The sequence below is a fragment of the Flavobacterium sp. Arc3 genome, from assembly GCF_041431375.1.
In the GTDB taxonomy this organism is placed as follows: Bacteria; Bacteroidota; Bacteroidia; order Flavobacteriales; family Flavobacteriaceae; genus Flavobacterium.
In genome coordinates this window covers 141,567-155,152 of sequence record NZ_JASMRI010000001.1, presented here as the reverse complement: position 1 = coordinate 155,152, position 13,586 = coordinate 141,567, and the positions used below count along the sequence as shown (strand labels likewise).

Genomic DNA, 13,586 nt, shown 5'->3' with positions numbered 1-13,586 from the left:
GCTGTTATTAGATTAGTTGGAACTCAGGTTCTTTGATTATGGCATTAAATAATCTTAAAACGGCTTGATTAGCATTAGGAGCATTGGGATCAAAATCATATTTCAAAACGGTTTCAAAATCTTTTTGAGATTCTGGGCTTACGCCAAATAACAGACGGTCCGTGAGTTCTTTTATAATGATTTTATTTGTTCCTTTTTGCCAGTTTAAGGTTGTAGGTTTGTCTTTAGACAGGTTTGTCTTTCTGTCCATTTTACCTTCCCTTTTTTGCTGGTTGGATATTCGGCCTTGACAATAACTATCAGCAACAATGGCGCGCTGTAAATAGATTTGTGTAGTTAACCAAGATTTTCCAGCTTCCCATCCTTTCACATTAGGTTGATTGAATAAATCCATGCTTTGCTGTTTTAAAAAATTGACAATTACGTTGCTTTTTACATTTTTCAATTGCAATTCATCGAGCAGTTGCAGGCTATATTCTATTGGGTTTTTAATCTTAGAACCCGCAGTGTTTTTATCAAATTCTTCGGTAAAAATTTTCATTAATAAAGGTTGGAATTCAAAATTCACTTCTCTAAAATAATCGCCATAGTAACGCACTAATTCCTCTTTTGGATTATCATAAATAAACCATTCCAATATTTTTCGAGTCATGCGATACGGAATATTTTTTTGTTCGAAAATAATATCTACCAGCGCATCTGATTTAAAGACACCCGTTTTTCCTAAATAGGTAATGGGTGAGTTGTCCTCAAAATTTTTCCTATAGGTCGCGGCTTCTTCACCAAGATTTAATCCGGCAAGTCCTTTTGCACCGTTTTTAACATCATCTTCACTGTAATTCCCTATTCCAAGTGTGAAAAGTTCTAGTAATTCCCGACTTAGATTTTCATTTATTTTACCCTTTTTATTATCGGTGTTGTCAAGATAACGTACCATGGCATTAGTTTTTAAAATTTCTTTAGTTAACGTTTTGTAGTTCCCAAAAGCATTTTTACGTAAAATTTGGTTATGCTGAAACATCCAGTAATTTACTTTTACTTTTTGATAAGTAGAAACAAAATGATTGTGCAGCAGCAATGTCATTTTTTCTTGAAGTGGATATTCGGCATCAATCATTCGTTCAATCCACCATTGTTTCATGGCTTCTGCCGTTTGATTTTCTTTTTGCCTTGCTTCTTTTTTGTCTTCAGCTGAAGCGTTTTTAAACATTTGTCTCAGCTCTTTGAGTTCGACAGTCGTTTTTGGAGAATCATTTAAAAAATCAGGGATACTTTTATCAAAAGAAACTTTAAAGGAATCTTCTAAAAAGGAGTGTAGCCCTTTTTGCGTAATCTTATTGTTTTCCTTATTTGAAAAACCTAATCGTAGAGACCATAGTGCGCTTTGATTCATAATAATTGATTTTTATTAACTTGGGGTGTTTATTTAGATATTTAAAATCAAAAAAGGTTTAAATGCTTAATTGATTATTTTTTTACTAAAGCTGTAACATCTAAACGATAACGTTGACTTATGTGATATATAGTACAAAAAAAATATGAAAAAAATATACTTAACTGCCCTAATGGTTATAGGAAGTCTTTCTACGCTTTCTGCACAAACTAATCCTGAAAAATCTGTCGAAAAAACGACTGAACTAAATGAAGTTGCTATTGTAAGGACTAAAAAAGCGGTAGAGCAAAAAGCAGATCGAACAATTTTTAACTTTGTCGACCAGCCTAGTTTAAATACTGGTTCGGTTTTAGAAGGAATTAAAAAACTACCTGGTTTAATCGCGTCTGATATTGCTGGAATGATGTATCAAGGAAAGCAATTAGACGTTTTTATGGATGGACGACCGCTTAATATTTCGACTACTGAGCTGAATGCTTTTTTAGAAGGAATGCCAGCAAATGCGATTGAAAGAATCGAAATTATTACACAACCTGGTGCCGAATTCCCAGCTACTTCTGGTGGTGCGATTTTGAATATCATTACTAACAAAAATGCTAAGAACTACTTGAGTGCTACTTACACTAACAGTACGAGTTTTACAAGTTACAATGATGTACGGTGGAGGATGAATAATAGTCTTTTATTGAGTGCTAAAAACAAATATTTTGGTTGGCAGTTAAATGTAGGTCAAAATTATAGAGAAAGTGCGATTTGGACTTCTCTGGAAAAAGAAGAAAACGGTACGACTTCACTACTGTCAAAAACCGATGCAGATCGTATTGGTAGAAATAATTTTGTAAAATCAGCGGTTACAATTGATATTGGTAAAGATCGCTTATTATTAAACTACGATTTAACGCAAAACAATAATGATAGCTATACTATAGGAAACGGACCCGGTTTTAGTACTAATGATGCCTCAGTAAGTACTGGCTTACGCCAAGATGCCGTAGTAACTTACCAGAAAAAATTTGAAAACACAGCAAAAAAATTGGAATTTAAATTTAATTACAACAACAATACAAATGATTTTGCATTAAGTCCAGTTGGTAATTCGGTTTCTACTTTAGATAATTCCTCAAACCAGAACTTGTATAATTTTAAGTTTGATTATTCGCAACCGATTAAATTTTCTGATGAAGGGAAATTAAGTTTTGGTAGTTTGTATGAAGAATTACTTTTTGATGCAGCAAGTAAAGGAGTTACTAATTTAGATTATAAACGTAGAACAGCGGCCTCTTATATAGAGTTGCAATCTAAGTTTGATAAAGTAAATTTTATTCTTGGTGGTCGAGCCGAAGACTATAATATTACCGGTAAAACGGAGACAGCTGAATTAACCGCATTCAAGCAATTTCGCTTTTTTCCAAATGCAAGTGCACAGTATAATTTTAATAATTCGATCTATTTTAATGTGAATTATAATAAAAAGATAACGCTGCCAAGTACATCAGCATTAAACCCGAACAACACCAATTATCAAAATCCAAATATTGATTATTCTGGTAATCCAAACCTGCAACCTACCATTTTTGATAATTATGAGGTGAAGTTAAGTGCGTATGATTATGCATTTATTAGTTATAATATCAGTTCGGCTAAAAATCAAGTAATTAATAGAGTCTCTTTAGATAATGATTTGGTGGTAAATACTAATGAAAATATTCCTGAGATAAAGATTCATAATTTTAGCGTTGGGATGCCTATTCCTTATATGTTATTTACCAAAGGACTGGCTGAAACTATGAAAATGAATGTGAATCCAGATACAATGAATTTTTTATATGTGTATGCGGGTTATCAATACCATCAAATTCCAAATGTAGATACTAATGGATTCTGGATGTTTAACTTTATGTCGCAAATTGTATTGCCAAAAAAGATAAAATTTGTAGCCAATTATAATTACATTATTCCAAAAGGGAATTATTTTTATTTCATTGCCGTTAAGCCTTTCAGAAATTCTTTGGACTTAAGTTTTTCAAAAAAGTTCTTAAAGGACCAATTAACACTTTCAATTTATGCGGATGATATCTTGAATTCTAATGAAAATGCTTTTAATTCGTATGAAACACCATTATTAATTAGCAATAAAATGGACACGAGAAAATTTGGCTTTAGTTTGAATTATAAGATTCCAACAAAAAACAAGCTGGCTAAAGAAAATCCTAATTTACTGAATAAAGATAAAAAGGAAGATAGCGGTATTTTAAACCAATAGTTGTCTTTAATGAAGTAAAAAAGAGCTGTGAAATATATTCACAGCTCTTTTTTATTTATAGGGCTTTTGATATAGTTAGTGGACCAAATCGCTTAAATGTACTTGTAGTGCTTTTACAGAGATGCTAATTTCCCAGAAAGAAAGTGCTAACGAAACCAGTAGGCTTAATAAACTAAAACCAAATAGGTATAGACTACTAAGTTGAAAATCAACGAACAGCAATAACATCGTGAAAACCGAAAGAAACAAACTAAGTACTCCAAAAAGCTGCATGTAGCGAATTAAAGTCAATCGCAAGTTGAGGTTTTTAATTTCAATCAAGATGCTCTTGTTTTCATTTTTATCATAGGTTTTTTTTAAGCTTCTAATGATAGTGGCGATGGTCAAAAAACGATTGGTATAGGCTAAAAGTATTAATGAAGTAGCAGAGAATAATAAGGCTGGAGTTTCTATATTTAGTGTCATTTTTTAATTGATTTGGTGAGGTTGAATAACCAAATTTCGATAAACTTTTTGGATAACTACCTTTTTGTATAAAAAAAGCGGATGCGTTTTTACGTACAGGTTATTTTGTATAGAATGATTTATAAAAAAAACACACACTTAATCATTTCAAAAATTCCCTTAAAAAAAGCAGCGAAGACTCCTCTTTAAATAGGTCTTGAGATAGTTGAGCGAGTATTCTGGCTGCTATTCCTCTTTTCTAGTTAGGCATCGTCCTCTAGGCTCATCGCCCTCATGGAGTACAATTTCAGAATGCAGGAACTGTGCAGCTTCTGCTGAATGTTTTACTTTGGTAGCACTACGTTCTAACATTTTTGATTCAAACGTTGTTAACACACTTTTGCGCACTCCAGCTTCTCTCCATTGTGATAAAGGTCTGCATTCTCTTGTGATTCCCCGAGCCAGCGCCAACGCATCGAGAAGCGCTTGATTTGCTCCTTGTCCTTTGAATGGACTCATAGGGTGAGCCGCATCACCAATGAGAGTAACTGGCCCGCCTTTCTCCAGCAATTCTGCGCTAAGTAATTCTCTATCATAAACGGGATAGCCAGAAACCTGAGTTTCTAGAGTTGCAGCTAAAATCTGAGGGATAGGATCGTGCCATTGTGTTCTACGACAGGCTTCTTCCTTAAGTGCTTTAGGGCCTTTTGCGCTCAACGCTTTTGCCTCTTCTTCAGACATTGGGAAGCTCAATTGCCACATAACCGATTCTGAGTCATAAGGCATGATGTAGATTCGTTCGTTGCCATTGGCAGTTTGAAATACAGTAGCCGAGTCCAGCAAAGGACTATCAACACCTTCTAGCGCTGCCAAAGGGCAAATACCTAATATTACAATACAATCTAGGTAACGCAAAGGGGTAATATCGTCACCAATCAATAGCTTCCGCACTGCACTACGAATACCATCGGCTCCAACTACAAGATCGGCCTTGGCGCTCTTTATCTCTCCGTTGACTTCAAATCTCAGATCAATACCTTTGTCGTCAGATTTCTTAAAATCGACTAGTTGGTGTCCCCACTTTACAGCATCTTGTCCGCGAAGTTGTTCCAGCAGCGCTAAGCGTAAAGACTGACGTGCGATATGCACATTAGTCCGCTTTGGAGTCTTTTTCTCCTCTGACTGTATCCATTTTCTCATTCCCCATTCTCCAATCACTTTTCCATCTGTAGTATGAACCAAATGTCTAGTGGAAATCACTCCTTCTTCTAACGAGAAAATACCCAATCCTTCAATTGCTTTACTTGCTTGTTGCAAAGTAAGTCCATAGCCCTGAGATCTTGCCTCAAAGCCACTATCACGCTCATAAAGAGTGAAAGGGATTCCGCGGTGCAAACAAGCCACGGCCAAGGCCACGCCACCAATACCGCCACCAATGATAGCAACATGTGGGTAGTTTTCTGTGTCCGCAATAGGAGGACTAGCAGAAGGAACCAATCCTGATCCGGAACAATTTAAGCAGGAATCCAAGTGTGCTTTAGGACGAACAGGAGCTATTCCTTCGCCATTTGATTTTTCAAATTGTTCAAATGCTTTCTGGTACTGGAGTCGTACTTTCTTGCTGATTCTTCGGCTTTTTTTGCCCTGTCCCTTACATTCCTGACAAATAGTCCAGGTTGTGGCTGTGTTTTCAGGGTTTTTCACTTCTTTTTATTTAAATAATAGTTATGAAGTTCCGAGGTCATTATATCAGTTTTTAAGAATGGAATTGAACAAAGATAGTATGGATTTTTAACAATGTAAAAGTAAAGTAGTTTTGTTTTTTAAACATATAAGTTTTTGTCTTGCTGACATTCTATATATTTAGTTATTTATAGAAGCGCATATAAGTTATGTTTCGTAAAGATTTTCGAAGGAAACGCAAAGCTTTTTAACATATAAGTCATGTAAGTTTTTGTCTTGGGGAGGTTTGACACGTTTGGTTATTTAGAAGCGCATCTAAGTTTTGTTTCGCAAAGATTCTCGGAGGAAACGTAGAGTTTTTAACATATAAGTTATATCAGTTTTTGTCTTGCTTACATTCTGTTTGTTTAGTATATATGCGTATTTAAGTTTTGTTTCGAAGGGATTTGGAAAAGTTATTACAATATAATTCTATAGCGTTTGCAATTTGAATGCTAGTGGGAGGATGCATTTCTTTATGAATAAACAAAACCTCCGTTTGCTATTACTTTTACAGGGTGTTTTAAGTAGTTTGTGTTTTTAGTCCAAGCATCTTTAATGGAATAAATGAAGTGCTATAGGAATTTATTCAATTATAATTTTTTCTGTTATAGGCTTACCAGAATTATAATCTTTACCATAAAAAAGTACGTATTTCGCTTTTGCTTTGAGGCCTAAAAGTCCCTCTTTAAGTTGGACAAACATCTTGTCTAAATACACTTTGTGCTTATTTACGGTAACATATACTCTAGCTCCTTCACTTTCATTATAGGTAAGATAGAAATATATTTTTTCTGAAGCAGCAAGGTGTAATTTGAATAAATTAGGTTGGGATTCTGCTAGAATCATCCCATAAGCTAATCTTTTTTGTATTCTAGATAAAGGTTTCTGTATGCCTTTTTCAGTATAAACTATTTGATACTCGTTGATTGGTTGATACGAATCAATAGTCCCTCCTTTTATATTAGCATCATACACGTATGTATTGTGGTTGTTACTATGTTGAATATAAAATAAACGTGTCGCTGTTTTTGCGGGTTCTGGATAATTACTTTGTGAAAAGCAGCTATAAGAGCAAAAAAATAGATAAAAAAAAGAAAAGATAACTTTCATGGTGATTAACAGTTTGTTTGGAGTAATTCTTTTTTAAGGAATTGTTGGGTTTAAAATGGGCACGACGTTTTTTGGCTTTTCGAGAGTTTACAGATTTTAAAAACAGCGTATGTTCTGCAACACAAAAATAGATAAAATAAGGGAGTCAATAAAAAAGAGGACTTGAAATCGTTCAAGAACCTCCTTGCAAACGCAATAACTTGTTATCTCATTTAAGTAGGTATTCGTCGCAGACAAGCACCAAGTGAATACTGTCCTGAAACTTCAGTATGTAAATCCTTCTTATCGTTGTGGTAAGCTATTTCGTATTGTATATATCGATCTGGTAGGTAAGAATAATTTAATTTAAGATCTTAAAATCAAAGACTAATTTTTTAGTATGAATTAAGGTGCGCCAATTGATAAAAAACAAACAAAATAGCATTACAAAACCCAAAATAAAACTAGCAATAGACTGCCATGAAAAAATATTATCAATGATGTTTTGTTGATTTTCGGATGCGAATTTCCCTAAATGTAAGGCAATAGAATCACTAGTAAATTTCCCGACCAAAAAAGGAGCAATGATATAAATAGGCTTTATTTTTGAAATACCCCCGCCTAAGAAAAGTGGTGTGGTAGGAAGTGGCAACAAAGAATAAGCAAGTACCACTAAAATACCTTTCCATTTATTTTGGTTCATTTTATCTCCAAGAAACTTAATGTCTTCATTTTTAGATGCCTTTAAATATTTATTGGCCATTAACGGAGCATATAGAAGAAGAATAAACCGACCTAAAACCGAACCCACAACTCCAACGACAATCACTGCCCAAACATTTAAATCAAAAAGAATTTGAAGAAATACCATTATTGTAAACGCCGGTGCAAAAGGAAAAGGGACTATGTCAAATAATAGAGCACCAAAAAAAACTAATAGATATTGCCACCACATGTGTTCGGAATTTTAATTTTATTGACAAGTTAATGAAGCAAGTAGTGCTCCTTTTTTGTGCCTAATCAATGAACGTCAAAACTACAATTAAATTTGGTGTGATATTGAAATAGTTTTTGGAGGTAACAAGGCATCATGGTTCAGGTTCCGTTTTACAATAGTCTAAAAGCCAATTGAAATGGGCGCGGTCATGAAAATTCTGAAGCAAATCTGCGATCGAGGTTTAATTTTAAAAATCAATAGAATCAGGATTTAGTCCTGAACCTCCTAAATTATCCATTTGATTAATTAGTATCCTGTCAGATTCTGAAATTTCAAAATCATAAACGTCAAAGTTTTCTTTTATTCGATTTGGTGTTATCGATTTAGGGAGCGGAATTACCTTGTTTTGCAATGCCCAACGAATACAAAGCTGCGCCACTGATTTGTTATATTTAAGAGCAATTTCTTTCAGTATTTCATTATTCAATACCTCACCTCTTCCAAGGGGGCTCCAACCTTCAACCTGAATATTATTGTCATTGCAAAATTTCACACAGTCATTCTGCATAAATCCTGGATGATATTCAATCTGATTTACTGAAGGCTTGATTTTTGCGTTTTCTATTAATGGCTCAAGATGATGTGGTAAAAAATTACTAAGTCCGAGAGCTCTAATTTTTCCTTCGCTATAAAGTTTTTCCATGGCACTCCAAGTCGCTGCATTAATTTCTTTCCAATCGCTAAATTGATGAGCAGTAGCGGGCCAGTGGATCAAGTATAGATCAAGATAATCAAGTTGTAAATCTTGTAATGTTTTTTCAAAAGCTTTTAAGGTTGTCTCATATCCGCGCTCCGTGTTCCATAGTTTGCTCGTAACAAAAAGGTCTTCTCGTGCGATGCCCGAAAGCTTGATGCCTGTTCCAACACTTTTTTCGTTGGCATAAATTGCAGCAGCATCTATATGTTTGTATCCATTTTCTATGGCAACTTTTATGGCATTTATACCCGTTTCGCCATCAGGTGTTTGCCAAGTACCAAAGCCTACTGATGGAATTTTGATATCATTGTTCAGCTTGAAATATTTTTGCATAATTTCATTTGTTTTTCATTTGTACATTTTTTATTCTTGTTAAAAGTATAAAAAAATAGTGCAAATTAGGTAGTGCATTTTCTAAATGTCATTATAAAAACAAAATCTCCTAACTAGCCCCGATAGCAGCAAAAATCCTTTGCTGTGGCGACAGCCAAAAGCAAAGATTGTAGCGAATAGCGGGAGGGAAGTTCTTATGGAAATCATTAGTTCTGCTCCAAAAAAAAAGCTGCCCAGTGGACAGCTTTTAATTTAGCGTTATGCTAGTATTACTTGATCATTTCGAAACTTCTTTTCACAAAAGCAGTTAATGCTTCTCCTTTTAATAAGTTTTGAGATAGTTTAGCTAAGTCTAAGGCTTGTTTTACTAAGTGTTCTTGGCTTGGTTTATCTGCAGTATTTAAAATTGTAGTTGCCAATGGCGAATTTGTATTCACTACTAGGTTGTACATTTCAGGCATGTTTCCCATCCCGAACATTCCGCCACCACCGCCAGACTGACTCATTTCTTTCATTCTACGCATGAATTCTGGTTGCGTGATGATGAAAGGAGCTGCTTGACTGTCCATTGCTTCTAGTTGAACTTGGTAGTTTTGTTTTGGAACAATTGCTTCTAAAACTGTTTTTAAACTTGTTTGCTCTTCTTCAGATAATTTAGAAATCGTATTTTCCTCTTTCTTGATTAAATTATCGATGTGATCTGAATCGACACGTACAAAAGTGATGTCTTTATTATCTCCTTCAATTTTTTGAATCAAGTGAGAGATAATTGGAGAATCCAATAATAAAACTTCATATCCTTTTTCTTGCGCAATTTCGATATAAGAGTGTTGCGCTTCTTTATTTCCTGCATAAAGAACGACAAGCTTTCCGTCTTTATCCGTTTGTTTGTCTTTTAGGTTTTCCTTTAATTCCTCAAGTGTATAATACTTGTCGTCAACTGTAGGGTATAAAAAGAAAACCCCTGCTTTTTCATAGAACTTATCTTCAGAAAGCATTCCGTATTCTAAAACGATCTTGATATCATTCCATTTTGATTCAAAATCAGCACGGTTTTCTGTGAATAATGATTTCAATTTATCGGCTACTTTACGAGTAATGTAGTTTGAAATTTTCTTCACAGCACCATCAGCTTGTAATCCAGAACGAGAAACGTTTAATGGAATGTCTGGAGAATCTACTACTCCGCGAAGCATCATTAAGAATTCAGGTACAATTCCTTCTACGTTATCTGTCACGTAGACTTGGTTTTGGTACAACTGAATTTTATCTTTTTGGATTTGTAAATCACCACTTAATTTTGGGAAATACAAAATACCGGTTAGGTTAAAAGGATAGTCTACATTTAAGTGAATGTGAAATAAAGGCTCTTCAAATTGCGATGGATACAATTCATGGTAGAAGCTTTTATAATCTTCATCTGCTAATTCAGTTGGTTGTTTTGTCCAAGCTGGGTTAGGATTGTTGATGATATTGTCTACTTCAACAGTTTTGAATGTTTCTTCTTTATCTTCTGCGTCAACAGATTCGCCTTTCTTTTGTTCAATTTTTTCTGTCTTTGTTCCAAATTTTATCGGAATAGGCATGAACTTATTGTACTTGTTTAAAAGTTGCGTGATTTTAGATTCTTCAAGGAATTCTAGAGAATCTTCAGCGATATGTAGAATGATCTCCGTTCCACGACTCGTTTTGTCAGCAGGCTCTAAAGTAAACTCAGGACTTCCGTCGCATGTCCAATGTGCTGCTGGCTCGTCTTTGTATGATTTAGTGATGATCTCCACTTTGGAAGCAACCATAAAGGCGGAGTAAAAACCAAGACCAAAATGACCAATAATACCAGAATCTTTAGCAGTATCCTTGTATTTTTCTAAAAATTCTTCGGCACCAGAAAAAGCAAGTTGATTAATGTATTTCTCAACCTCTGCTGCAGTCATACCAATTCCTTGATCGATAAAGTGAAGTTTTTTTCCTTCCTTGTCCACTTTTACTTCAATTATTGGATTACCATACTCTACGTTAGCTTCGCCAATATTTGTTAGGTGCTTTAATTTTAACGTTGCATCTGTTCCATTTGAAATCAATTCACGTAAAAAAATTTCGTGATCACTATATAGGAACTTCTTTATTAAAGGGAAGATGTTTTCGACCGAAACATTAATTTTTCCTGTTGTCATATTTAAAATTTTTAAAGAGTTTTACAATCTCCTCGAATTCTTTCAAATAGAATACCAATTAAGTGCAAGGTGACAAATTGTCGTAACTGTTAATTTTGAAACAAATTATATAAATCTTGAAACTAAAACTCCTGAAATGCTTTGTATCTTTGTGATAGTTTAATACTAAAACCAAAAAAAATGAAAAAAATATTATTTTTAACAGCAATAGCCTTAGTGTTATTTTCGTGCAAATCGACTTCAATTACTGATACAAAATTAGACAAAGGGGCGCAAGTCGCAATGAAAGGAAACTGGGTAATCAGTTCTGTTACTTATCCTGGATCAGAATATATTAAAGTGAACTCATTTGAAATTGCAGATTCACAATGTTTTGTTGGAAGCACATGGAAATTTGTTTCTAATAACAACAAAGGGAATATGGCTTTCACAAATAGTAAATGTGCACCATTTAGTTCACAAATTACTTGGTTTGTAAATAAAAGTGGAGAGTTTGTTTTAAAAGTTTTAAATGCTGATATTAAAGCAAAAAAAGTAAGAGAAGGTTATGTGTTGAATGTTGCAAATCAAACTGAAACTTCGTTTCAATTAGTTGATAAAGGAAACGTTGAAGGTAAAAGCATCAGTGTAGTTTACCAATTTCAAAAAGTAAACTAAATAAATATAAAAAAAATAATTATGAAAAAGATTTCTATAATAACATTAGGTTTAGTAATGTCAATTGGGACGTTATTTACAAGTTGTGAAGCGTTAAAAAACACAAATAATACTCAAAGAGGAGCTGGAATTGGCGCAGCAAGTGGTGCAATAATTGGAGGTATTCTAGGAAATAATTTAGGAAAAGGTGGTAAGGGAGCAATGGGCGCTGTACTAGGTGGTGTTGTTGGTGGTGTTGCCGGTGGAGTTATCGGTAATAAAATGGACAAACAAGCCAGACAAATTGATGAAGCTATTCCAGGAGCTGAAGTGAAAAGAGTAGGTGAGGGTATTCAATTAGTATTAAATGAAAATGCAGTACGTTTTGATACTAACAAGTCTACACTTACAGCAGCTGCAAAAGCGAACTTAGATAAATTGGTTCCTGTTTTTACAGAATATCCAGATACTGATATTACTATTTTTGGATATACAGATATTACAGGTCCTGCTGATTATAATTTAAAACTTTCTAAAGAAAGAGCAGCATCGGTTAAAAATTATTTGGTTAGTAAAGGAGTGTCTTCTGCTAGATTTAATGTTACTGGTTTAGGTATTGCTGATCCGATTGCATCAAATGAGACTGTAGAAGGAAGAAGCCAAAACCGTCGTGTTGAGTTTGCTATTACAGCAAATGATAAAATGCGTGAAGATGCTAAGATAGAAGCAGGAAATTAGAAAGTTATTTGGTTTTTATAGAGTAATGCCGTTTCGCTTTAAAAGTGAAACGGCATTAATTTTTACATAAATTTCACTTTCATTTAAATCTTTTTGTCAAAGAAATCTATCTTTGTATTCTCAAAATTTCAGTACCATAAAAATGCTTCAAGTTCAAAACATCACATTCGGTTATACCGAAAAAATAGTTCTCCAGAACATTAATTTCACTATAGAAAAAGGGCAGAACGTTGCCGTAATTGGCGAAAGTGGTTGCGGAAAAAGCACGCTGCTCAAAATGATTTACGGCTTACATGATTTGCAGGAAGGCCATATCTTCTGGAATGAAACAGAAGTGTTAGGACCAAAATACAATTTAGTGCCGGGAATGCCTTTTATCAAATATTTATCGCAGGATTTTGACCTAATGCCTTACACTACAGTTGCTGAGAATGTGGGTAAATTTCTTTCTAACGTTTTTCCCGAAAAGAAAAAAGAACGCGTAAACGAATTATTAGAAATCGTTGAGATGACTGAATTTGCTGATGTGAAAACAAAATATTTAAGCGGCGGACAGCAACAACGCGTGGCTTTAGCTCGAGTTCTAGCTTTAGAGCCTGAAATATTATTATTAGATGAGCCTTTTAGTCATATCGATAATTTTAGAAAAAATGCACTTCGCAGAAATCTGTTTGCCTATTTAAAATCAAATGGGGTTACCTGTATTGTAGCTACTCATGACAGTACAGATGCACTTTCTTTTGCTGATGAGACCATTGTATTGCAAGACGGAAAATTAATTGATAAAGCAGCTTCTTATGGTTTGTATAATAATCCAATAAATAAATATGTGGCTTCTCTTTTTGGAGAAGTGAATGAGTTAAAAGCATCACATTTAATTTCCTTGGAAGAAGGAGATGAAGATGAAATACTTTTGTTGTATCCACATCAGTTAACAGTAGTCGACAACGGAATGTTATTAGCAGTAGTGAAACAGTCTTATTTTAAAGGAAGTCATTATTTAATTAAAGCGGTCTTTGATAGAAAAGTAATTTTCTTTGAACATGATGTCCCTTTAGAATTAAATCAGGAAGTAACTTTGATGATAGCGTAAAAAA

The 13,586-nt window shown here is 34.2% G+C and carries 11 protein-coding genes; 4 read left to right on the top strand and 7 right to left on the bottom strand.

All coding sequences use genetic code 11. The annotated features are described in order from the left end of the window. Positions 1 to 7: 7 nt before the first annotated feature. Positions 8 to 1,393, bottom strand: coding sequence for a DUF1800 domain-containing protein (locus tag QO200_RS00545; RefSeq protein WP_371535188.1), 1,386 nt, complete (start codon positions 1,391 to 1,393; stop codon positions 8 to 10). Between the two features lie 145 nt (positions 1,394 to 1,538). Between QO200_RS00545 and QO200_RS00540 the strand changes: the two genes are divergently transcribed. Beyond that, positions 1,539 to 3,656, top strand: coding sequence for a TonB-dependent receptor domain-containing protein (locus QO200_RS00540; protein WP_371535187.1), 2,118 nt, complete (start codon positions 1,539 to 1,541; stop codon positions 3,654 to 3,656). 75 nt (positions 3,657 to 3,731) lie between these two features. Here QO200_RS00540 and QO200_RS00535 read toward each other — a convergent pair whose 3' ends face one another. The 6 genes from QO200_RS00535 to htpG all read right to left on the bottom strand — a co-directional run bounded on the left by QO200_RS00535 (position 3,732) and on the right by htpG (position 11,115). Continuing rightward, positions 3,732 to 4,121, bottom strand: a complete 390-nt coding sequence (locus tag QO200_RS00535; protein WP_371535185.1) for a DUF2721 domain-containing protein — start codon at positions 4,119 to 4,121, stop codon at positions 3,732 to 3,734. 225 nt (positions 4,122 to 4,346) lie between these two features. Beyond that, positions 4,347 to 5,804 carry an FAD-dependent oxidoreductase gene (locus tag QO200_RS00530; RefSeq protein ID WP_371535183.1) on the bottom strand — a complete coding sequence of 486 codons (1,458 nt, stop codon included), beginning with the start codon at positions 5,802 to 5,804 and terminating at the stop codon, positions 4,347 to 4,349. Positions 5,805 to 6,407: 603 nt separating this feature from the next. Continuing rightward, complete coding sequence (locus tag QO200_RS00525) at positions 6,408 to 6,935, bottom strand: DUF4833 domain-containing protein (RefSeq protein ID WP_371535181.1); 528 nt, start codon at positions 6,933 to 6,935, stop codon at positions 6,408 to 6,410. A gap of 340 nt (positions 6,936 to 7,275) precedes the next feature. After that, positions 7,276 to 7,869, bottom strand: a complete 594-nt coding sequence (locus QO200_RS00520; protein ID WP_371535180.1) for a hypothetical protein — start codon at positions 7,867 to 7,869, stop codon at positions 7,276 to 7,278. A gap of 229 nt (positions 7,870 to 8,098) precedes the next feature. Beyond that, on the bottom strand, positions 8,099 to 8,941 hold the full coding sequence (locus QO200_RS00515; RefSeq protein WP_371535178.1) for an aldo/keto reductase: 843 nt from the start codon (positions 8,939 to 8,941) through the stop codon (positions 8,099 to 8,101). A gap of 269 nt (positions 8,942 to 9,210) precedes the next feature. Further along, positions 9,211 to 11,115 (bottom strand): molecular chaperone HtpG, encoded by a 1,905-nt coding sequence (gene htpG / locus QO200_RS00510; RefSeq protein WP_371535177.1) that lies wholly within the window; start codon positions 11,113 to 11,115, stop codon positions 9,211 to 9,213. 180 nt (positions 11,116 to 11,295) lie between these two features. On the opposite strand from htpG, the gene QO200_RS00505 reads away from it, so the two are divergent. The 3 genes from QO200_RS00505 (at position 11,296) to QO200_RS00495 (ending at position 13,582) form a co-directional block, all read left to right on the top strand. Further along, positions 11,296 to 11,772, top strand: a complete 477-nt coding sequence (locus QO200_RS00505; RefSeq protein ID WP_371535175.1) for a lipocalin family protein — start codon at positions 11,296 to 11,298, stop codon at positions 11,770 to 11,772. 21 nt (positions 11,773 to 11,793) lie between these two features. Beyond that, positions 11,794 to 12,489, top strand: a complete 696-nt coding sequence (locus tag QO200_RS00500) for an OmpA family protein (RefSeq protein ID WP_371535173.1) — start codon at positions 11,794 to 11,796, stop codon at positions 12,487 to 12,489. Positions 12,490 to 12,631: 142 nt separating this feature from the next. Continuing rightward, on the top strand, positions 12,632 to 13,582 hold the full coding sequence (locus QO200_RS00495) for an ABC transporter ATP-binding protein (protein WP_371535171.1): 951 nt from the start codon (positions 12,632 to 12,634) through the stop codon (positions 13,580 to 13,582). Positions 13,583 to 13,586 lie beyond the last annotated feature (4 nt).

Bases quoted from the DNA above. Each gene is read 5' to 3' on its own strand.
- QO200_RS00545 (WP_371535188.1), bottom strand. From the start codon at position 1,393: ATGAATCAAAGCGCACTATGGTCTCTACGATTAGGTTTTTCAAATAAG.
- QO200_RS00540 (WP_371535187.1), top strand. From the start codon at position 1,539: ATGAAAAAAATATACTTAACTGCCCTAATGGTTATAGGAAGTCTTTCT.
- QO200_RS00535 (WP_371535185.1), bottom strand. From the start codon at position 4,121: ATGACACTAAATATAGAAACTCCAGCCTTATTATTCTCTGCTACTTCA.
- QO200_RS00525 (WP_371535181.1), bottom strand. From the start codon at position 6,935: ATGAAAGTTATCTTTTCTTTTTTTTATCTATTTTTTTGCTCTTATAGC.
- QO200_RS00520 (WP_371535180.1), bottom strand. From the start codon at position 7,869: ATGTGGTGGCAATATCTATTAGTTTTTTTTGGTGCTCTATTATTTGAC.
- QO200_RS00515 (WP_371535178.1), bottom strand. From the start codon at position 8,941: ATGCAAAAATATTTCAAGCTGAACAATGATATCAAAATTCCATCAGTA.
- htpG (WP_371535177.1), bottom strand. From the start codon at position 11,115: ATGACAACAGGAAAAATTAATGTTTCGGTCGAAAACATCTTCCCTTTA.
- QO200_RS00505 (WP_371535175.1), top strand. From the start codon at position 11,296: ATGAAAAAAATATTATTTTTAACAGCAATAGCCTTAGTGTTATTTTCG.
- QO200_RS00500 (WP_371535173.1), top strand. From the start codon at position 11,794: ATGAAAAAGATTTCTATAATAACATTAGGTTTAGTAATGTCAATTGGG.
- QO200_RS00495 (WP_371535171.1), top strand. From the start codon at position 12,632: ATGCTTCAAGTTCAAAACATCACATTCGGTTATACCGAAAAAATAGTT.